This is a genomic window from Burkholderia sp. Ax-1719 (genome assembly GCF_011753055.1).
Classification (GTDB): Bacteria; Pseudomonadota; Gammaproteobacteria; order Burkholderiales; family Burkholderiaceae; genus Paraburkholderia.
In genome coordinates, this window is record NZ_VWWJ01000007.1 from 192,129 (window position 1) to 211,383 (window position 19,255).

The following is a 19,255-nucleotide window of genomic DNA, read 5'->3' on the forward strand; positions in this document are numbered from 1 at the left end:
GTCTTCCTCCTCGTTTTAGTGTGTGGAGTGTGAATCGAAAATACTCAGGATTACTACCAGATCTGCATCGAGGCATCGCGCGAACACGGCACGCGATGCGGGAAATACCTTTAAGGCTTACGACGACTTCTTGTTGCCACGGTCGATCAGCACAGCGAGCAGAATCACGCCGCCCTTGATGACCTGCTGATAGAACGACGACACGTCCAGCAGATTCAAGCCGTTATTGAGCACGCCGATCAACAGTGCGCCCACCAGCGTACCGAAGATCCAGCCACGGCCGCCCGTGAGGCTCGTGCCGCCCAGCACCACGGCGGCGATCGCGTCAAGCTCGTAGCCCGTGCCCGCAGTCGGCTGCGCCGAGTTCAGACGCGAGGTCAGCACCACGCCCGCGAGCGCCGACATCACGCCCGAAATCGTATAAACCCACAGTTGAATGCGATCGACCTTCACGCCCGAGAGCTTGGCCGATTCGGCGTTGCCGCCGGTTGCGTAGATATGGCGACCAAACACGGTCTTGCGCAGCAGCACCCAGAACACGCCAAACATCACCAGCATCAGCACGACGGGAATTGGCACGAGGCGCGCGACATAGCCGCCGCCAAGCAGCGAGAAAAAGTCGCTGTTGAAGCTGCTGATCGGGCTGCCGTTCGAGACGACCAGTGCGAGACCGCGCAGCACGGTCATCGAGCCGAGCGTGGCGATAAACGGTGCGACCTTACCCTTGCTGATGACGATGCCGTTGGCGAGGCCCATCAGACCACCCGCGGCAAGACCCGCCACGGTTGCGACCAGCGCGTTCGTGCCGGAACTGAGCAGCGTCGCGATGATGACGGAAGACAGCGCCAGCACCGAACCCGCCGACAGATCGATGCCGCCCAGCAGGATCACGAGCGTCATGCCGAAGGCAATCAGCGCGTTGATCGACGCCTGGCGCATCACGTTGAGCAGGTTGTCGAGCGTGAGGAAGTTGGGGCTCACGATCGACAGCGCCACCGCAATGATCAGCAGTGCGATGAAAGGTCCGAGCTTTTGCAGCGTCGCCCGGCTGCTGGGGGTCATGGTGAGTTGCGACATGGAATGTCTCGCCTGGTTGTCTGGAATGAGGTGTGAGCGCGTGGCGTGATGTGTCGTGGCGCGGCCTGGAAAATTCAGGCCGCTGCCGTTTCAGCCGTCGCTGGCGCTGCGTGACCGCCGGCTGCGGCAGTCATGATCTGTTCCTGAGTGGCCGTAGCGGCCTCGAAGAGGCCCGCCTGACGGCCCTGATGCATCACCAGAATGCGGTCGCTCATCGCCAGCACTTCGGGCAGTTCGGAGGAAACCATCACAATAGCCACGCCCTGCTCCGCGAGCTGGTTGATGATCGTGTAGATCTCGGCCTTGCCGCCCACGTCCACGCCGCGCGTGGGTTCGTCGAGCAGCAGCACCTTGGGCGGCTTCGCGAGCCACTTGGCGAACACGACCTTCTGCTGGTTGCCGCCCGAGAGCGACTTCACATCGAGTTCCGCGTCGCGCGTACGCACGCGCAACTGCTTGATGAGGCCGTCGACGGCGCTGCGTTCGGCTTTCTCGTTGACGAAGCCCAGCTTCGCGTAGCTGTCCAGATGCACGAGCGTCGCGTTTTCGCGCACCGACATGCCGAGCACCAGACCCTGACGCTTGCGGTCTTCCGTGACGAACGCGATGCCCGCTTCGATCGCGCTGCACGCATCGCGCACCTCAAGCGGCTGGCCGTCGAGCGTCACCGTGCCTGCCGTCTTGCGGTTCACGCCGAACAGCGTGCGCAGGATCTCGCTGCGCCCCGCGCCCATCAGACCGGCAATGCCCAGCACCTCGCCCGCGCGCACATCGAAGCTAATCCCTTCGACATGACCGTCGTCGGCGAGACCGTTCACGCGCATGCGGACGTCGCCAGGCGTATGGCTGCGCTTCGGAAAGCGCTCGCCCAGTTCGCGCCCGACCATCAGCCGGACGATTTCGTCGAAGTTCGTATCGGGAATCGCGCGCTCGCCCACGAAGTGGCCGTCGCGCAGCACGCTGATCTTGTCGCAGATGCGGAAGATTTCTTCCATGCGATGCGAGACATAGACAATGGCCACGCCGCTCGCCTTGAGCGACTGCATGATCTCGAACAGCGTGTCGATCTCGCGATTGGTGAGCGCCGCCGTCGGCTCGTCCATCACGAGCACCTGTGCGTTGAGCGAGAGCGCCTTGGCGATTTCCACCAGTTGCTGCTGGCCGATCGAAAGATGGCCAGCCTCGGTTTGCGGATCGATGCGCTGCGCGCCAACCTTGTCGAGCCATTTGCGCGCTTCACGGCGCATGGTCGCGGTATCGACCATGCCGAAGCGATGCGGCTCGCGCCCGAGGAACAGGTTCTCCATCACCGTCAGTTGCGGGATGAGGTTGAGTTCCTGGTGGATGATGGCAATGCCCGCGCGCTCGGCTTCGACGGTATTGCGGATCGTCGTCGCGCGGCCGTCGATCAGAATCTGGCCCGCGTCGGCCTGATACACGCCGCTGAGAATCTTCATCAGCGTCGATTTGCCGGCGCCGTTCTCGCCCATCAGCGCGTGGATCTCGCCCGCTTCGATATGAAAATCGACGCCTTCGAGCACACGCACCGGCCCGAACGCCTTGCCGATGCCCTGCATCATCACTTGCATCTTGGACCTCTTAGAAGATCACGCCCGAATGCAGGATCACATTCGCATAGGGACTGCATTCGCCGGTGCGGATCACCACTTTCGCTTCGCGGCAGCGGCGCTTGAATTCTTCGTGCGGCACTTCCTCGATGGCGATTTCAGCGGCGGCCATTTCGCGGCTCTTTGCGACTACGGCCTCGTTGTGCGTCTGCGCTTCGCTCGCGAACACGGCGCGCTCGGCCTTGAAGTCGGCGAGGATGCTGTCGAGCACGTCGAAGAACCCCGGCACGCCCAGCGTGAGCGAAACGTCGATGCATTCGACGCCGGCCGGAATGGGCAGACCGCAATCGGCGATTACGAGGCTGTCGGTATGGCCCATGCCGGCCAGCACGCGCGCGATGTCGCGATTCAGGTGTCCTTGTTTTTTCATTGCGCTTATTGCCTGCTTATTGCCTGGTGTTGCTGTGCTTGAAACGGGTTACGACTGCTGGCTCAGGAACTGCTCCAGTTCGGCGAGCGTGGGCATGCCGCCCTGTGCACCCGCACGCGTCACGGAAAGCGCGCCGGCCGCATTCGCGCGCCGCACCGCTTCACCGATGCCCAGATGCCAGAACGCCGCCATCGCGCCGTTGAAGGTGTCGCCCGCGCCCGTGGTGTCCACGGCTTCCACCACGAAACCCGGTTGGTGCACGAGCGTGCCGTCGGCGTGGGTGAAATACGCGCCTTCTTTGCCATGCGTCATGGCGATACGGCCAGGCATGCGCGAGAGCACTTCGGCCCACCAGCCCGCGGGCGTCTGCAACGCGGTGGCGAGTTCGTGTTCGTTCGGCGTCAGAAGCGTGGTGAGCGAAACGAGTTCGTCGCTCAGCGCAACAGCCGGTGCGGGATTGAGGAAGAAAGGCTTGCCGTGTTCGCGTGCGCGGCGGGCTGCGTGCAGCACGGTGTCCAACGGCGTTTCGAGTTGCGCGAGGATCACATCGGCCTGCGCGAAGGCTGCGCTGGCTCGATCGATATCGGCGGGCGAGAGTTCGTTGTTCGCGCCGGGCACGACGATGATGGCGTTATCGGCGCCCGAGAGCGTGATCGACGCTACGCCAGTCGATTCCTGGCCCGTGCGGATGTGGCTCACATCGATGCCTTCGCGAGCGAGCGTCTGTTTCATCTGCTCGCCGAATGCATCAGCGCCTACGCAACCGATCATCGTGACCTGAGCGCCCAGGCGCGCGGCGGCGACCGCCTGGTTCGCGCCCTTGCCGCCCGGAAAGGTCGAAAACCGCGAGCCGAACAGCGTTTCGCCCAGACGGGGAAACGTATCGGTCGCCACGACCATGTCCATATTGATGCTGCCCACCACTACCACGCGCGCCATGGCACTCCTCATCACCGCTTGCGACACCCTCAATTAACCGTTTGGTTAATAGTATCGGGGACCGTAATTTTTTACCGTGCTAAAACGTACTCAGCTTGGGAGCGCAGTTATACCAGAGTCCTTACGGGCGGGAAATAGCATTAGGGTATAACCCAATAAGTCGGAAGATATGGGGTGCGTTGAAAAAACGGGCAGCGACGCGGTGGCGAGCGTGCGATTCAAAAACTGATGGTTGCGGTAACGCTATCCGTGTAATTGCCCGGCTGTGGCGTGTTCTGCGCGGGCACCACACCATACATCGTGAATGAAGCCGTATTGCCGGAACCGGTTCCAAAGACTGCGCTCGTACCGCTGGTGCCATCGCCCCAAAGCGTCGTGTGCTGGGCATCCGAATAAATCTGATAGCCGACCGTGGCGTTGCCGCCTGACAACACCATCGTGCGCGCGTTGACCTGATTGCTCGCGCCGCCGTTCAGGCTGATCTTGAACGCGTCGCCATTCGTGCATTGCGCCGTGATCGTGCCGGTGGCCGACAACGCGCTGCTCAGCACGCCTGCAGCAGGAAACACGATGTTGCTCGCGCTGATGTTGCAGTTATTGGTGACGTTAGCGGTCGCGGTGAACGGCAGCGATCCGCCGCTCGCGGTGAGCGACGAACAGCCCGGCGGCCCCAGAATGCCGAGCAGGTAATAACCGTACATCAGCGATGTCTCGCCGCCACTGAAGGCGTGCGAATAGGTGGTATCGGCGTTATTCGCGGTCGGCACGGTGGCCTGGTTCGCAGCGATCTGCCCGTAGTACGGTATCGATACCGTTGCGCTCGTTCCCAATAAAGGCTGCTGGAGGGTGACCGATATCGGCGTGGTCGCGGCCGCCGAGGAGCCCCATGAAATCGAATGCGCCTGATCGCTGTAGAGGTCGTATTGCAGCGTCGCGGTGCCGCCCGATTGCGTCAGTACGCGCGGCTGCGCGGCGGTGAGATTCAGGCATACGAGCGCGGTTGGCGCAAGCGACACCACTGTCCAGTTGCAGGTCACGTTGATCGTGCCCGAGCCGTTGACGGCCGCGCGGTTGATCGGGCTGATGGTGCCGAAGCTGATGTTCGAAACGATAGCGGTACAGGTTTGCGCGTGCGCACGGCCTGGCATAAGTGCGGCCAGCGCGCACAGCAGCACGCTGGCGAACAGCATCGCGAGGCGATGTCGGGAGCGGGTCATGGGGTGTCTCCGGAAACGGGCTGGCAGATGAGCGGGCCGTAAGTCGGCAGTGAGCCGTCGGTCGGGCGCACGTAGCGGAAGCTGGCTGCGCAATGAATGATGTTTTTGCCGCTCGCCGTCACGCTCAGATGGTTGTCGGTTTGCAGGTTTTCGATAAAGGTCAGGCCGTCGTAGCCGACGATCGTGTCCGTGCCGCTTTCTTCGTGATGCACGCGCGCGCCGGCGGGCAGATATGCGCCGTCCGGGCCGCGCAGGATCACCGACGCCGCGCGATACTGCGTGACCCTGAAGCTCGCCAGCACGCCCGACTGCGACTGCGGCACGACGTTCGCGCGCGTGGTGGCCATATGCGCCTCGGCGGGCAGGCCCATACTGTCCACGCTGATGAGGTTGTTCTGATAGGCGTTGAGGTCGGGCACAAGCAGGTGGCCGTGCGAATCCGTGGTGCCGATCACGCGGTTTTCATGCAGTACGGGCACGCCCGCGAGGCCGTCGGTGGACACCAGTGCGAAACCATCGTCGATGCGGCGCGCGGGCAGCGCCGCGCCATCCATCACAACCAGCGCGCCCGTGACATCGAGCGAACCCGCCATGCGCCCATCGAGCGCTTGCCCGAGCGCGGTGACCTGCCCGTAGCGGCCGAGATACTGCAACTGACCCTGCTGATAATGCGACGCGTTGTTGCCGCCGTCCTGCACGGTCCAGCCCCAGCCGCCGTCGTAGTCCGGCGCGCGCGACGCATTGACGTTCCAGGTGCCCTCGCCGTTCTGGCGTCCGGCGCTGGCATTGATCGAGGTCTTGTCGCCCAGCCCCATGCTCGCGCTCAGGAATACGCCCGACGAACTGCGCGACGAGAAATCGCGAAACGCAGACACGCTCAGCGAAACCAGATTCCGCAGATTTACCGCATAGGATACCGAACCAATATGCGACGCCACTACATCGGGGTATCGATAACCAATGTAGCTGAGCGCAATCGTCTGGCTTCCTGGCAAAGGCACGCTGAGCGTCGCGCGGTCGGTAGCGAGCGGCACGGGCGTGCCGTCGCGTGCGGCCAGATCGCCGTAATGGCGCGTGGCGCGCAGCGTGCTCAATTCGACGGAAAACGCCTGCGTGATGAGCTGGTAGCCCAGCCCCACCTGCGCGCCGGTGAGATGCCCTGTCGAACCCGCGAGCGAGCCATTGATTACGCCTAGCTGGCCGATGCGCAACAGTGCGCCCGCACCTGCGTCGTACAGGCCGCCGGTGACTTCGGCGTGCGCCTCGACGGTCAGTCGATCGCTGATGCCGTGCCGCATCGATGCGCTCGCAACCGGTTTTGAATCGTAGTCAAACGACTCGACGCCATAATCGCGACGCAGAAAACCCGCCTCGACGGAATAGCTCGACAGACCGGCAGCGAGCAAACGCGTATCGATATAGAGCGGCACCGTGGTCGCCACGGCGCGGCCGAGCGGATCGCGCGTGATGACGGTCGCCTCGCCCGCCCCCGTGATGCCCGGCACGTTGCTGATGACGAACGGGCCGCCTGGCACCGAGCCGGAAAACTGCCTCACGTTGTTCACGTAGAGATCGACCGACGACGGCACCACGGCGGAGCCCGAAAGCGAAGGCACCGGAAAGGTGACGAGATCGGGGCGCAGCGCAAAATTGCTGCGCCACTGAAAGCCGCCGATGCGCAGCGAGCGGCTCCAGTCGAGCGACGATGAAATCGTGTCACCAACCTGGGCGGTCGTGAGCGTGGTCGCGTTCGAGGTCTGCCACGAAGTATCGAAACGCACATAGCGATGCATCGAGCTATAGAGATACGCGGTGCCCGTGTTGCTGAACACGCCATGCGGATCGAAGTAGCGCTCTTCGGACCAGAGCGCGGACTGCGTGCTGCCCGCGTCTTCCACATAGGCGTCGTAGTTGAAGACGAAGCCGCGCGAAGCACTGGCCTGTGGGGCTTTTTCGAGCGCGCGCGTATCGAACACATAGGCTTTGCGCAGCGCGTCAGGCGCTTCGAGCGCGATCGACTGGGTCGTTTCGTCGTAGTGGTAACGCAGGCCTGGCAGGCTGTCGAGTGCGATTTCGGTGTTGGCCGACTTCTTTTGCGTGCCGATTGGCGTATCCGGTATGCGTAAGCCGATGGTGTCGAGATCGGCGGCCTCGGCATACAGGCGTCCGTCACGTTGGCGGAAATGCGCGATCAGCGCCGTGCGGTCACCATTGAGCGTGACTTCGAGGTACAGATCACTTTGCGGCGGCAGCGCGCCCGCACGAGGACGACCGGCCAGCGAAGCATTGGGTTCGGCAGGCGGGTTGAGCACGGTGTCAGGCAACACAGCGGGCGACACCGCAGCCGACCCAGCAGCCGGCACGGTGGGTTCCTGCGCATGCACGCACGTTTGCGCGGCGCATAAGAGCGCGGCAGCGAGCGAAATCGCCTTCAGTTCATGTGTTTTCCCTCGCTTGAGGCGCCGCGTCAATTGATTCGCAATCCTTTTCGAACCGGTCTGGCCGATGAATACCGCATCGAGTGCAGCATGCGGTACTGACAACATGATGGAACGGGCAGCAAGGCATTCGAGCGCACACACGGCCTCGCCTCCCCGCCCGGCGCCGGAGCGCGGGCAGGCAAGCGGAAACCGGGCGAAACGGAAACGCCTAGTGGCTCAGCACGGCCGCTTCGGTCTGCTGCGCATTGACGGCAGCGCGAATCTTGAGCGTGCCGTTGAGATCGGCGGACTGCGGCAGCGCAAGCTGGAACTGACGGATCGAACCGGCCAGCGCGTAACCGAGCAGACCACGGTTGATGGGGAACGCGTGGCCCGCACCATCGACGATCTCGACACCCGCGATCTGCGCGCGGCGTCCGCCCGTATTCGCGACTTCGAGCGTCCAGCCCGCATCGGCGTGACGCAGATGCCACGCCAGATTGGGCTGCCCCGTGGAGCCGCTGCCCGGATCGATGAACACCGGCACCGAATAGCGCAGGCGGATCGCCACGCCATTGGAGGGCGCGGCGTCGGGTTCGGGCAATTCGTCGATCAGGATGCGATAGCTCTGCTCGACATTGCTCGCAGCCGGCGCAGTGCGCACGAGGCGCACGAGTTGTTCGGCGCCCGCGCCGATCTCGATCAGCGGCGGGCTGGCGACCATTTCCTGGGTGGGCGTGAGCGCGTCCTCGCCGCCCGACTGGCTCCAGCGATAGACACGCACCTGGCCGTAAATCGGCTTGCTGCCGGAATTGCGCAGCGTGAGGCCGGTCGCGTTGGCGTCGGCGGGCAGATCGACCATGACGGGCGAAATCTGCAGCGTGGCGGCCTGCGCGCCACCCAGACACGCGGCCATGGCTGCGCCGGTGAGCGCAAGATTCAGTAGGCGATGGAGCACGCGCATGGTGTGCCCCTCGTCTAGAAGTAGACCGTCGCGGTGACGGTCGTTTGATAGGTATCCGGACGCGGCGTTGTCTGCACGGGAATCTGGCCGTAGACGTTGATCGATTGCGCACTGCCCGAGCCCGTTCCGCCCACCGTGTTGGTGCCCTGCGTATTGCCCCAGACCGTCGTGCGGCCCGAATCCTGGTAGAGCTGGAAAGCCACCGTCGTCGTGGTATTGCCGCTGGCCGTGCCGGCCATCAGGCGGTTGGTCACCGTCGATCCGCTCACCGTGCCGCCATCGAGACCGACGTTGTACGGCGTCGTGTTGGTGCAATCGACAGCCACCGTGGTCTGCTGGTTCAGCGCCGTCGTCAGCACGCCGTTGGTGCCGAAGGCGAGCGGGTTGGCGGTAATCGTGCAGTTCGCCTGCAGGGTCAGGGAAACGAGGAACGTCGCCGTGGCGGTGCCGTTCGAATAGGTCGCGGCGTCGGCGGCGCCCGTGATGGGGCCGCTAATCAGCGCGATCGTGAGTACGCTCGTCAGGAGTTTCAGTTTCATTGCATCGGCCCTCTCTCAGGCATCGGCGTCTTTTAGTGACGCGTCATGTATTCAAACTTCCCGTCTCTTGTCGCGGTGAGTCCGCCGATCTCGTCCGGTTTGCAATGCGTCATTTCGTATTCACAACGATTTCTGACGCATCTATTCATGTTTACGGCGTGTGCAATTTTTTCCTGAAGGAAAAGGCGCACGTTTTAACCAGGCAGTTACCCTGCGGCGTAAATACGAATTTTTATGCCACCCCTGATTTCGCCGCGTTTTTTGAAATTCTAGGCAAATATTGCTCGCTCATTACGTCGATAAGACGTGATTTTTACGTGCATTTCGCCAATTCACCTGGTACTGCGTGAGAATGATTTTTCACGGCAAAATGCTGCGCGCATGATGAGAGCCGCGCGCCCATTCGCTGAGCGTGGAATGGGGCCCTGAAAAGCAGGCGTGATCAGCAATATTTACTGTGCGAGAATGCTCTGCGGCAACGCAGTATCATGGCGTTTTGAAACGCATAGCCGCTGCGCGTGATGCAAATTGCAACGCAAACGTATGCGTGAATAATCGGGTTATCGGGTTTAAGTGGAGGCTGTTTTGAACGATATGAATATGCTGGTAGCGCTATCCGGTGTGCTGTTTTTAAGTGTCGCGAGTCCTGGGCCGAATTTCGTGATCGTGACTTCCACCGCAGTAACGTCGCGCCGCGCGGGTGTAATGACCGGGCTTGGGCTCGCGGCGGCGTCAGGCACCTGGGCATTGGCCGCCATCGCCGGGCTAAGTCTGATAGTCGCGCAGGCCGCGTGGATCGCTACCGCCCTGCGCGTTGCGGGCGCGCTTTATCTGATCTGGCTCGGCATAAAGATGATGGCTAACGCGCGTAACGCACTGCCCGTTGCCGCCATCCCAACGGACTCCGGTTGGCGTGCCGCTAAAAAGGGTTATGTGGTCAGCATGACCAACCCGAAAGCCATCGCGTTCTACGGCAGCATCTTCGCGCTGATGGTGCCCGCGCATGCGCCGATGTGGTTCGACGCCACGGTCGTTGCGCTCGCAATCGCCATTTCGTGCGCGTGGTACTGCGCAATGGCCCTGCTTGCGTCGCACCCCGTCGTGCGCGGCGTGCTCGTGCGGCGCAAGGCGGTGCTCGACCGCGTGGCCGGCGCGCTCTTGATGGCTATCGGCGGCCGCCTGCTGGTTGGGCGCTAACGAAAGCGGATCCGGCCTCGGCAACCCTGCCCCTCGGCAAAAACCCGCAAAGTGGCCTAAACTTGCGCCCTTGCACTTCGCAGCGGCCCGAACGCCGCCGCTCAACCCGGTTTTTTCAGGTATTTCGCCATGTTTTCGCTTTCCGACGCCCTGCCCGCAGACAAATCCGCCCTCTACGAGACGCTCGCCGCCCAGGCGCGCTCGCTGATCGAAGGCGAAACCGATGCGATCGCGAACGCGGCCAACTTCTCGTCGCTCGTGTTCAACTCGCTGGAAGGACTCAACTGGGCCGGCTTCTACTTCTTCGACGGCACCGAACTCGTAGTCGGCCCGTTCCAGGGCAAGCCGGCCTGCGTGCGCATTCCGCTCGGCAAGGGCGTGTGCGGCACGGCCGCGAAGACGCGCGAAACTCAGGTCGTGCCCGACGTGCATGCTTTCGCGGGCCATATCGCCTGCGATTCGGCGTCGCAATCGGAAATCGTCGTGCCGCTGGTCGCCGCTGACGGCTCGCTGATCGGCGTATGGGATGTGGACAGCCCGCACCTCGCGCGCTTCGACGACGAAGACGCCAAAGGCATGGTCGAACTGTGCCGCGTGTTCGTCGAATTCGGCTGGAACAAGGCCAAGGCAGCCTGACTGCGGCGTCGTTCCTGATTCACGCGCCTTCAGCGATAAAACGCCGAGGGCGCGACGCCAAAATGCCGCCGGAACATGGCGGCAAACGCGCTCTGGCTTGCATAGCCGTGATCGAGCGCCACATTCACGATCTTTTCCCCGTGCGCGAGGCGCTCCAGCGCCAGAAAAAGCCGCGCGTGCTGCCGCCAGCGCCCGAGCGTCATGCCGGTTTCGCGCTGGAACGCGCGGTGCAGCGTGCGCTCGGCCATGCCTAGCTCTGCTGCCCAGTGCGCGACCTCATGCGCCGCCTCCGGCGCGGCCACGATCGCATCGCACAGCCGCCGCAGGCGCGCATCCGCCGGCCACGGCAGATAGAGCGGCAGGCGCGGAATCACCGCCAGCTCGGCCAGCAACAGACGCATCAGCCAGTCATGACGACTGCCCGGCGCATAGTCCAGCGGCACGTCCACCGCCGCGAGGATCAGCTCGCGCAACAGCGGCGGCACATCCACCACGCAACTGCCCTGTGGCAAACCTTCGGCCGCGCCCGGCTCGATAAACACCGTCCGCATGCGCACGTTGCCGCTCATCCGCACCGTATGCTCCAGCCCCGCGTCGAGCCACACCGCCCGCGTAGGCGGCACGACCCAGCGGCCCGCCTGGGCCTCGATCAGCATCACGCCTTCGATCGCATAGAGCAACTGCGCGCGCCGGTGCCGATGCGTGGCGATAAACGCGCCGTGCGGATAATCGGCAGCCAGCGCCGCGACCGGCATCGGCGTGTCTTCGAAGGGAACGTGGATATCGGCGGCAGGTAGGGCGATCATTGTTTGCGCTGCCGCAGTGTTAGTGGCAGTGGCAGTTTTGCGATAGCTTTAGCCATTCTAGCGTGCGACTGGCATGACGTCAGGCCTGCATGATCGAGGCTCCTTCAGCTCTCGTGAGAACCGATGCGATGTCCGCCGCTCCCTCCCCGCGCCACGCGCTTTTTCCGCTGGTCGCCATCCTGTTGTGGTCCGGCAACGTGATGGTGTCGCGGCTCTCCGCGCACACCATCGATCCGTACGCCATCACCTTCTGGCGTCTCGTGCTAGCCGTCGCGCTGATGAGCCTGTTCGTGCCCGCCGCGGCGTGGCGCAATCGCGCCGCGATCCTGCCGCAACTGCCGAAGCTGGCGTTCCTCGGCCTGCTCGCCATGGCGCTGTTCCAGTGCCTCTCGTACGCAGCGGCGAAGACCACCACGGCGACCAATATGTCGATCATGACCGCGCTCGTGCCGCTGCTCACGATGCTGCTGTGCGTCGCGCTGCTCGGCGAGCCGCCCACGGCCGGCATGGTCGGCGGCGGCGTGCTCTCATTCGCGGGGCTGGCGTGGCTCATCACAGCGGGCCATCCTGCCGCTCTGCTCGCGGGCGGCGTCCATACCGGTGATCTGCTGATGCTGGTCGCGGCGCTCGCCTACGCGCTCTATGGCGTGCTGCTGCGGCGCTGGCACGTGGGCTTGCCGTCGTGGCAATCGACGTATTTCCAGGCCATCGCCGCCCTGCTTTTCATGCTCTTGCCGCTCTCGCGTTTGCCGCTGGCCGAAGCGCTGCCCAACCGCGCGAGCCTGCCCCTGATCGCCTATGCGGGGTCGCTGGCTTCGGTCGTGCTGCCGTTCTTCTGGATGCAGGGCGTCAAACACCTCGGGCCGAACCGCTGCAGCATGTTCATGAACCTGCTGCCCGTCTTCACGGCGACGCTGGCCGTCAGCGTGTTTGGCGAGCAACTGCACGCCTATCACCTGCTGGGAGGCGTCACAGCGCTCGCGGGCGTGCTCCTCGCGCAGACCTGGCGCGCGCCGCTCGCCTGGCCAATCAAGAGGATGACGAACCATCCTTCGATTTCAGAAAATCGATGAAGGCCCTGAGCGGCGCGGGCACATGCCGCCGTCCCGGATAGTAGAGAAACGGCCCGGAAAACTCGGGCCACCATTCGGTGAGCAGTGGCACGAGCGCGCCGCTTTTGAAATGCGGCGCCAGCATGTCCTCGAACAACGCGACGACACCCGCGCCACGCAAGGCCATTTCCATCGCCAGATCGAGCGACGCCGCGGGCTTCACCACCAGTTGCCCGGGCGGATCGACGCGCAGCGTTTCGCCGTTGCGGTGGTATTCCCAGATCGCCATTGCACCGCCTGAAAAGCGAATGCGCAAACACGCATGGCCCAGCAGATCGCGTGGATGCGCCGGCACGCCGCGCGCGGCGAGGTAGGCAGGCGACGCCGCCGTGGCGAAGCGCTGCGTGCGCGGCCCGATCGGCAGCGCGATCATGTCCTGATCGAGCCGCTCGTCGTAGCGGATGCCGGCGTCGCAGCCGGCTTGCAGGACGTCGACGAAACCATCCTCCACCATCACTTCCACGCGAATTTCCGGGTACGCCTGCGCGAACGGCGCGAGAATTGGCGGCAACACGTTGCGTGCGACATTGGCGGGCACGTTCAGGCGCAGCACCCCGGCGGGACGATCGCGATAGCCGTTGAGCACGTCGAGCGCCGCTTTCATCTCGGCGAATAGCGGCGTGATGGTTTCGAGCAGCCGTTGCCCCGCTTCGGTGGGCGCGACGCTGCGCGTGGTGCGGTTGAGCAGACGCAGGCCCAGTTTGGTCTCCAACCGGCGCACGGCCGTGCTCAGACTGGAAGCCGACACGCCGCCCGCACGCGCCGCATCGCGAAAGCCCCCCGCACGCGCGACGGCGGCAAATGCGGCGAGGTCGTTCATCTCGAAGGCGAGGTTCGGCTGGGCGCGCGTTTCCGGAGCAATTTCGGGGTTCATGGCAGTCGATGATGGGCAAGTAGCGCTGCCTCCATTGTGCAAAATTTTGCACAACCCGTGCAGATCGATTGGGATTATCTAACAACGCGAGAGCGCCCATACTGGCGCCATCCCTTTTCGAGGAGAACGCAATGCCGCAATCGACGCAATCCCCCGCACGCACCTTCACGCTGGCCGGCCGCAGCGTCAACCGCATGGGCTACGGCGCCATGCAACTGGCCGGTCCGGGCGTGTTCGGGCCGCCGAAGGACCGCGCGCAAGCCGTCGCAGTGCTGCGCGAAGCGCTGGCGCTGGGCGTGAACCACATCGACACGAGCGACTTCTACGGCCCGCACGTGACCAACCAGATCATCCGCGAGGCGCTGCACCCCTATCCCGCCGATCTGACGCTCGTCACCAAGGTGGGCGCGGTACGCGACGACAAAGGCGCGTGGCTGCCCGCACTCGAACCCGCGGACATCGAGCGCGCCGTGCACGACAACCTGCGCAATCTCGGCCTCGATGCGCTCGATATCGTGAACCTGCGCATCATGGGCGACATCCATCAGCCGTCCGAAGGCCCGATCGAGCGCCAGATGGAGGCGCTCGCGACGCTGCGCCAGCGCGGCCTCGTGCGCCATATCGGCATGTCGAACGCGACGGCAAAGCAGATCGCCGACGCGGGTCGCTTCGCGCCGATCGTCTGCGTGCAGAACCACTACAACCTCGTGAATCGCGCCGACGATGCACTGATCGACGCCCTCGCCGCGCAAGGCATCGCCTACGTGCCGTTCTTCCCGTTGGGAGGCTTTACGCCGATTCAGTCGTCGGCGCTCTCGGACATTGCGCAGTCGCTGGACGCCACGCCGATGACGGTTGCGCTCGCCTGGCTGCTGCATCGCGCGCCCAATATTCTGCTGATTCCGGGCACGTCGTCGCTGGCGCATCTGCGCGAAAACATGCAGGCCGAAACGCTCGAATTGAGCGAGGACGTGCTCGCGCAGCTCGACGCCATCGGCAAACAAGCGAACTGAGCGGATTAGGCGAACCGGGCAAACTGAGGGCCGTCGTACACGCGGGTATGGACCTTGCGTCCAGAATGGGTCCAGCGTGAATTCGAGTTGAGTTGCACGCGACTTGCAAAGGACCCAACGATGCCAGCAATCCACGTTCGGCGTTGCGCCCGCGCGGCAGTGCTCGCGGTGGCTTTCGCGGCCACCGCGCCCGGCATGCAAGACGCGCGGGCCACCGGAAAATTCGACGGTACGTGGAGCGTGACGCTCACCTGCCAGACAGGTCCGGACGGTGCCTACAGCTACACATTCCACTTCCCGGCGACGGTGGTGGACGGCGTGCTGCACGGCGAGCGCGGCAACAAAGGCCGCGGCGGCTGGTTCACGCTGGACGGCAAGATCGAGCCAGACGGCGGATCCACGCTGATCGGCCAGGGGCTGACGAGCGCGCCGGGCTACACGGTCGGTCATATGGATCCGCTCACGCCTTACGAATACAACGTGAGCGCCCATTTCGACGCGGCCTCGGGCACCGGTTCGCGCACGACCACGCGGCAATGCGACTTCGTTTTCGTGAAGCAATGACCACGCGATCACGCGCATTCGAGGGACGAAAAAAAGCCGCGGTTCGAAAACCGCGGCTCATGAAGTCCTGCCACTCTCATCCGGCTCGCGTCGCTCCCTCAAACGGCGCGCCCGGGAACCCCGTGCTTGTTGCTTCGCGTTGTGCTACGTGATGCTACGTATCTCTACGCGTATTCCTTCTGCTGGTTCCGAGCCGCCCTCAGGCTTGCGGATCCGCCGAAGCATCGCCGGCGTCGGCTTGCTGCGTGCCGTCGTCTGCCTGCTTCTCGTCTTCTTTCTTTTCGACCATATTTTCGAGCGCCCCGGCGCCCTCGAAACCGGCCACCGCTGCGGCGGCCTTGGTCAGAAAACCGGCGTCCGGATCAACCTTCTCCGTCGCTTCGACGGCAGCCACTGCGCCGGCGATTTCGCCTACCTTATCCAGAATACCCATTTGACCCCTCCGGTTCATGCCAGTTGACGCTTCGGGCGCATCGCGCCCGAAGCCCACACCCATCAAGCCCTGCCGATCCTGCACATCCCTGCATTTTTGCCTGTCGAGGTGCCGCAAGATGCCGCCTTCGATCGATTCCGTTGCCGCTGCACCCTTCTCCCACCGCCCGCTTCGCTATCTGACAGAAGCGAGGCGCTGGCGTTGATGCATTGTCGACGCGCGCGACAGGCAGAGCAATCATAAATCGCCAAATATGACAATGGTTAACGATTCAATCTTCGGATGTTTATTGCGATGCATCAAGGACTTACCTATACTGAACTCGTCTCCTCCATGTCTCCTTAGACGTGGTTCAAGCCCGCCTCCAAGCGGGCTTTTTTCTTTTCCGCTACGCCTCGGCCGCCCGCCGCCTCAATCCGCGCCTGCCCGCCGGGGCACGCACTGGCATAATCCGGGTTCCTTTTTTCGATCCCTGCCAGGCCGTTGCAATGAACCTCCATACCTGGTGGCTGTTCCTCGCCACCGTCTTCGTCGTCTGTGCCATCCCCGGTCCCAATATGCTGCTCATCATGTCGCACGGCGCGCAGTATGGCCTGCGCCGCACCAGCGCGACCATGGGCGGCTGCCTGTCCGCGCTCGTGCTGATGCTGGCCGTTTCCGCCGCCGGTCTCGGCGTGTTTCTGCAGGCATGGCCGACCATGTTCAACGTGCTGCGCTTTATCGGCGCGGGCTATCTGGTGTATCTGGGCATCAAGGCGTGGAGCGCGCCCGTCGAGTCGAACGAACGCGCCGATGCCGGGGCCGAATCGCTCGCGGCCCGGCCGGCGCGGTCAGCCGGCACGCTGTTCCGTAACGGTTTCCTGGTGGCGAGCAGCAACCCGAAGGCGATCCTGTTCGCCGCCGCGCTGCTGCCGCAGTTCATCGACGCGAGCCGCCCGACGCTGCCGCAATTCGGCGTGCTGGTCGCGACTTTCGCGGTCTGTGAAGTGAGCTGGTATCTGGTCTACGCGAGCTTTGGTACGCGCATCGGCGCAACGCTGAAAAGCCAGCGCGTGGCCAAGGTGTTCAATCGCGTGACCGGCGGTGTGTTTGTCGGCTTCGGCGCGATGATGGCGCTGATGCGCCAGTAAACGCAACAGGGCGGCCTCGCGCCGCCCTGCAATCAACGTTCCAGAGAAAGATCAGCGAGTCGCGCCGCGGCGGCTCATATGTTCGTCGAGAATGGCATCGGCTATCGCACGCGCTTTTGCGCTTGAGCGCGCGTCGAACATCGCAATCGCGATCGACGCGCCAAAAATCAGCAGGCTGAAGGTCACCACGATACCGGCCAGCCAGGGCACCGGCATATTGCGCAGATCGGAAACCGAATAGCTGCCTGCCTCGAAATGCGCGGCCGCCATGCCGCAGTAATGCATCCCACACACCGCCACGCCCATCACCACTGCCGAGCTGATCTGGCGCGTGCGGCGCATGGCGCTACGGCGGCGCAGATCGAACGCCAGCAACAAGGCCGCGCCACTAGCGATAATCGCGATGATGACGGACAGGACCACTAACCACGTCTGATAGTGAATGGCGGGACAGATATCCATCGCCCACATGCCGAGATAATGCATGCCGGCCACGCCCAGCCCCATCGCCACCGCCGCGCCCGCCAGTTGTGACCAGCGCAATTCATAACGGCACAACGGCAGAAAACCGATAGCGGACGCAACGATTGCAATCAGCAACGACAGCAGCGTCACGGGAATGTTGTAGCCGACTGCGATCGGCAAATGAAATGCGAGCATGGCGATGAAATGCATCGACCAGATGCCAAGCCCCATGATGCAGCCGCCAAATGCAATCCACGGCAGAAGGGGACGCTTGCCAATGACGTCGAGGCGATCGGATATATCCAATGCCGTAAACGACGCGAATATCGCCAGCAGGCAGGAGAGCACGACAAGCGAGGGATCGTAGTAGCCGGTCATTTTCGTTCAACTCATGTGAACTGCGTGTGTCGAGGCTTTGGGCAGGACGCGTTTGACAGCTTCCCCGGTGCGTCCCTTTCCTCTTAGGATTGGCGTCGAGTATACATAGAATTGCTCGCACGCAATAGCAAGGCTGAACCCGAATCTTCAGTTTCTGGAAATACGTAATTACGTATAAATGACCTGCTTTTAATGGGCGAATCGGAAAAATCCGGGTGTTTTATGCGAGACGCATTAATTATTTAGAAGTGGCGTTCAGGTGATGTTTAGTTAATAGCCGCGAGCGGAATGTGCGCCAACGATTCGCGCCGTCGAGCCGACCGTCATCTGTTTTGCATATGCGCTCTTCTGACTCTAGCGAGGTCAGATCGAACACCGATTCCGGGTTCATCCGAGTCCATGTTTGCGGACACACGGGCATAATCTGCCGACTTTTCTCAGACACCGGAACAGGTAAATGGTGATTGCATTACGTACTCGCGTGGCGCGCGCCGCTTTGGCGCTGTCGTTGATCGCGTTTGTCCCTACCCTGGCATTCCCGGCAAGCTTCGATTGCGCCGCCGCGCACAGCAAGATTGAGCACGCAATCTGTGACGACCCGCAACTCTCCGCACTCGATAGCGAACTGGCGAACGCTTATCGCACTGCATCGACGCGTCAAGGCGACGATGCCGATCAGCTGAAAAATGCGCAGCGCGAGTGGCTGAAATATCGCGCTTACCAAGGGAAAATCGATACTGAGGCGCTCAGGAACGCCTACCGCGAGCGTATTGGCGAATTGAAAGCGATACCCACTTTCCCCGCTCCTGGCACCCCGGTCGAGGGACCCACCTATCGCCTGACGAAAATTGCGAAACAACACGACTTTGTGCTTCGACTTCTGGAAGCATGCGAAGCGCCCGACGACGAGAGCGATTCGACCTGTGAAGGCCCTGCCCAACTGCTCATCTATGGAAAAGGCAATGCCAGGCTGCAACAGACCATCAATCTGACAAACGTATACCTGACCCTTCCCAAGGGCGCACGCGGCCCGCTCGTGAACTCGGCCAGAATGTACGACTACCAGGGCGTCATCAACGTCGGCGATTTCAATTTCGACGGCAACGAAGATTTCGGCATTCAGACGGGCAATGAAGGCAGCTACGGCGGTCCAAGCTATGCGATTTTTCTGTTTTCGCCTGAGGAAGGCCGCTTTGAATACAACGATGCCATGAGTGGCCTGATTGCCGAAACGCTCGGCTTTTTCGACGTCGATACACGTCATCAGCTTATCCGCACGTCGGGAAAAAGCGGCTGCTGTTACCACGAGAACACGGCGTATCGGATCGACCACGACGTTCCGGTTCCTGTAGAACGTCATATCGAAGATGCGCTGAATAGTGACAACGGCAAGATGAAAATCACCGACGAAAAACTCGTCAACGGCAAGTGGCAAAGCAAGGTTCACTACGTACCGTTTCCCAACTAGAGATTGACGATAGTTGCGCCGGCGA

19 protein-coding genes are annotated in these 19,255 nt (G+C 62.8%); 7 read left to right on the top strand and 12 right to left on the bottom strand.

The annotated features are described in order from the left end of the window. Positions 1 to 117 precede the first annotated feature (117 nt). The 8 genes from rbsC to F3J17_RS15915 all read right to left on the bottom strand — a co-directional run bounded on the left by rbsC (position 118) and on the right by F3J17_RS15915 (position 9,154). Complete coding sequence (gene rbsC / locus F3J17_RS15880; protein ID WP_167060211.1) at positions 118 to 1,077, bottom strand: ribose ABC transporter permease; 960 nt, start codon at positions 1,075 to 1,077, stop codon at positions 118 to 120. 74 nt (positions 1,078 to 1,151) lie between these two features. Further along, positions 1,152 to 2,666 carry a sugar ABC transporter ATP-binding protein gene (locus tag F3J17_RS15885; RefSeq protein ID WP_167060215.1) on the bottom strand — a complete coding sequence of 505 codons (1,515 nt, stop codon included), beginning with the start codon at positions 2,664 to 2,666 and terminating at the stop codon, positions 1,152 to 1,154. Between the two features lie 10 nt (positions 2,667 to 2,676). Beyond that, a complete protein-coding gene (rbsD, locus tag F3J17_RS15890; RefSeq protein ID WP_167060218.1) occupies positions 2,677 to 3,075 on the bottom strand; it encodes a D-ribose pyranase in 399 nt (132 codons plus the stop codon). Positions 3,076 to 3,123: 48 nt separating this feature from the next. After that, positions 3,124 to 4,014: a ribokinase gene (gene rbsK, locus F3J17_RS15895; RefSeq protein WP_167060221.1), complete on the bottom strand. Its 891-nt coding sequence runs from the start codon at positions 4,012 to 4,014 to the stop codon at positions 3,124 to 3,126. 218 nt (positions 4,015 to 4,232) lie between these two features. Continuing rightward, entirely contained in the window at positions 4,233 to 5,231 is a 999-nt protein-coding gene (locus tag F3J17_RS15900; protein WP_240160997.1) for a spore coat U domain-containing protein, read from the bottom strand. Continuing rightward, positions 5,228 to 7,594 carry a fimbria/pilus outer membrane usher protein gene (locus F3J17_RS15905; protein WP_345891207.1) on the bottom strand — a complete coding sequence of 789 codons (2,367 nt, stop codon included), beginning with the start codon at positions 7,592 to 7,594 and terminating at the stop codon, positions 5,228 to 5,230. Before F3J17_RS15905 ends, F3J17_RS15900 begins: the two co-directional genes overlap by 4 nt. A 286-nt stretch (positions 7,595 to 7,880) precedes the next feature. Next, entirely contained in the window at positions 7,881 to 8,615 is a 735-nt protein-coding gene (locus tag F3J17_RS15910; protein WP_240160998.1) for a molecular chaperone, read from the bottom strand. 14 nt (positions 8,616 to 8,629) lie between these two features. Beyond that, positions 8,630 to 9,154 (bottom strand): spore coat U domain-containing protein, encoded by a 525-nt coding sequence (locus F3J17_RS15915; protein WP_167060227.1) that lies wholly within the window; start codon positions 9,152 to 9,154, stop codon positions 8,630 to 8,632. Positions 9,155 to 9,748: 594 nt separating this feature from the next. Between F3J17_RS15915 and F3J17_RS15920 the strand changes: the two genes are divergently transcribed. Both F3J17_RS15920 and F3J17_RS15925 read left to right on the top strand, forming a co-directional pair. After that, on the top strand, positions 9,749 to 10,351 hold the full coding sequence (locus tag F3J17_RS15920) for a LysE family transporter (protein WP_167060503.1): 603 nt from the start codon (positions 9,749 to 9,751) through the stop codon (positions 10,349 to 10,351). A gap of 129 nt (positions 10,352 to 10,480) precedes the next feature. After that, positions 10,481 to 10,987 carry a GAF domain-containing protein gene (locus tag F3J17_RS15925; protein WP_167060230.1) on the top strand — a complete coding sequence of 169 codons (507 nt, stop codon included), beginning with the start codon at positions 10,481 to 10,483 and terminating at the stop codon, positions 10,985 to 10,987. Between the two features lie 29 nt (positions 10,988 to 11,016). Here F3J17_RS15925 and F3J17_RS15930 read toward each other — a convergent pair whose 3' ends face one another. Then, complete coding sequence (locus tag F3J17_RS15930; RefSeq protein ID WP_240160999.1) at positions 11,017 to 11,793, bottom strand: helix-turn-helix transcriptional regulator; 777 nt, start codon at positions 11,791 to 11,793, stop codon at positions 11,017 to 11,019. Positions 11,794 to 11,921: 128 nt separating this feature from the next. Here F3J17_RS15930 and F3J17_RS15935 point away from each other — a divergent pair, with 128 nt between their 5' ends. Next, positions 11,922 to 12,866, top strand: a complete 945-nt coding sequence (locus tag F3J17_RS15935) for a DMT family transporter (RefSeq protein ID WP_167060233.1) — start codon at positions 11,922 to 11,924, stop codon at positions 12,864 to 12,866. Here F3J17_RS15935 and F3J17_RS15940 read toward each other — a convergent pair. After that, positions 12,823 to 13,779, bottom strand: coding sequence for a LysR family transcriptional regulator (locus tag F3J17_RS15940; protein WP_167060236.1), 957 nt, complete (start codon positions 13,777 to 13,779; stop codon positions 12,823 to 12,825). The genes F3J17_RS15935 and F3J17_RS15940 overlap by 44 nt on opposite strands. A gap of 131 nt (positions 13,780 to 13,910) precedes the next feature. On the opposite strand from F3J17_RS15940, the gene F3J17_RS15945 reads away from it, so the two are divergent. Continuing rightward, complete coding sequence (locus tag F3J17_RS15945; protein ID WP_167060239.1) at positions 13,911 to 14,792, top strand: aldo/keto reductase family oxidoreductase; 882 nt, start codon at positions 13,911 to 13,913, stop codon at positions 14,790 to 14,792. A gap of 120 nt (positions 14,793 to 14,912) precedes the next feature. Next, the gene (locus tag F3J17_RS15950; protein ID WP_167060242.1) at positions 14,913 to 15,356 is read left to right on the top strand and encodes a hypothetical protein; all 444 of its coding nucleotides are present in this window, start codon (positions 14,913 to 14,915) and stop codon (positions 15,354 to 15,356) included. Positions 15,357 to 15,555: 199 nt separating this feature from the next. Here the strand turns inward: F3J17_RS15950 and F3J17_RS15955 are convergent, their stop codons facing one another. After that, positions 15,556 to 15,789 (bottom strand): hypothetical protein, encoded by a 234-nt coding sequence (locus F3J17_RS15955; RefSeq protein ID WP_167060509.1) that lies wholly within the window; start codon positions 15,787 to 15,789, stop codon positions 15,556 to 15,558. A gap of 488 nt (positions 15,790 to 16,277) precedes the next feature. Here F3J17_RS15955 and F3J17_RS15960 point away from each other — a divergent pair, with 488 nt between their 5' ends. Next, positions 16,278 to 16,919 carry a LysE family translocator gene (locus tag F3J17_RS15960; RefSeq protein ID WP_167060244.1) on the top strand — a complete coding sequence of 214 codons (642 nt, stop codon included), beginning with the start codon at positions 16,278 to 16,280 and terminating at the stop codon, positions 16,917 to 16,919. A gap of 51 nt (positions 16,920 to 16,970) precedes the next feature. On the opposite strand, the gene F3J17_RS15965 is transcribed toward F3J17_RS15960, so the two are convergent. Continuing rightward, the gene (locus F3J17_RS15965; protein ID WP_167060247.1) at positions 16,971 to 17,762 is read right to left on the bottom strand and encodes an MHYT domain-containing protein; all 792 of its coding nucleotides are present in this window, start codon (positions 17,760 to 17,762) and stop codon (positions 16,971 to 16,973) included. Between the two features lie 457 nt (positions 17,763 to 18,219). Between F3J17_RS15965 and F3J17_RS15970 the strand changes: the two genes are divergently transcribed. Then, positions 18,220 to 19,230, top strand: a complete 1,011-nt coding sequence (locus F3J17_RS15970; RefSeq protein ID WP_167060250.1) for a lysozyme inhibitor LprI family protein — start codon at positions 18,220 to 18,222, stop codon at positions 19,228 to 19,230. Positions 19,231 to 19,255 lie beyond the last annotated feature (25 nt).

Bases quoted from the DNA above. Each gene is read 5' to 3' on its own strand.
- rbsC (WP_167060211.1), bottom strand. From the start codon at position 1,077: ATGTCGCAACTCACCATGACCCCCAGCAGCCGGGCGACGCTGCAAAAG.
- F3J17_RS15885 (WP_167060215.1), bottom strand. From the start codon at position 2,666: ATGCAAGTGATGATGCAGGGCATCGGCAAGGCGTTCGGGCCGGTGCGT.
- rbsD (WP_167060218.1), bottom strand. From the start codon at position 3,075: ATGAAAAAACAAGGACACCTGAATCGCGACATCGCGCGCGTGCTGGCC.
- rbsK (WP_167060221.1), bottom strand. From the start codon at position 4,014: ATGGCGCGCGTGGTAGTGGTGGGCAGCATCAATATGGACATGGTCGTG.
- F3J17_RS15900 (WP_240160997.1), bottom strand. From the start codon at position 5,231: ATGACCCGCTCCCGACATCGCCTCGCGATGCTGTTCGCCAGCGTGCTG.
- F3J17_RS15910 (WP_240160998.1), bottom strand. From the start codon at position 8,615: ATGCGCGTGCTCCATCGCCTACTGAATCTTGCGCTCACCGGCGCAGCC.
- F3J17_RS15915 (WP_167060227.1), bottom strand. From the start codon at position 9,154: ATGAAACTGAAACTCCTGACGAGCGTACTCACGATCGCGCTGATTAGC.
- F3J17_RS15920 (WP_167060503.1), top strand. From the start codon at position 9,749: ATGAATATGCTGGTAGCGCTATCCGGTGTGCTGTTTTTAAGTGTCGCG.
- F3J17_RS15925 (WP_167060230.1), top strand. From the start codon at position 10,481: ATGTTTTCGCTTTCCGACGCCCTGCCCGCAGACAAATCCGCCCTCTAC.
- F3J17_RS15930 (WP_240160999.1), bottom strand. From the start codon at position 11,793: ATGATCGCCCTACCTGCCGCCGATATCCACGTTCCCTTCGAAGACACG.
- F3J17_RS15935 (WP_167060233.1), top strand. From the start codon at position 11,922: ATGTCCGCCGCTCCCTCCCCGCGCCACGCGCTTTTTCCGCTGGTCGCC.
- F3J17_RS15940 (WP_167060236.1), bottom strand. From the start codon at position 13,779: ATGAACCCCGAAATTGCTCCGGAAACGCGCGCCCAGCCGAACCTCGCC.
- F3J17_RS15945 (WP_167060239.1), top strand. From the start codon at position 13,911: ATGCCGCAATCGACGCAATCCCCCGCACGCACCTTCACGCTGGCCGGC.
- F3J17_RS15950 (WP_167060242.1), top strand. From the start codon at position 14,913: ATGCCAGCAATCCACGTTCGGCGTTGCGCCCGCGCGGCAGTGCTCGCG.
- F3J17_RS15955 (WP_167060509.1), bottom strand. From the start codon at position 15,789: ATGGGTATTCTGGATAAGGTAGGCGAAATCGCCGGCGCAGTGGCTGCC.
- F3J17_RS15960 (WP_167060244.1), top strand. From the start codon at position 16,278: ATGAACCTCCATACCTGGTGGCTGTTCCTCGCCACCGTCTTCGTCGTC.
- F3J17_RS15965 (WP_167060247.1), bottom strand. From the start codon at position 17,762: ATGACCGGCTACTACGATCCCTCGCTTGTCGTGCTCTCCTGCCTGCTG.
- F3J17_RS15970 (WP_167060250.1), top strand. From the start codon at position 18,220: ATGGTGATTGCATTACGTACTCGCGTGGCGCGCGCCGCTTTGGCGCTG.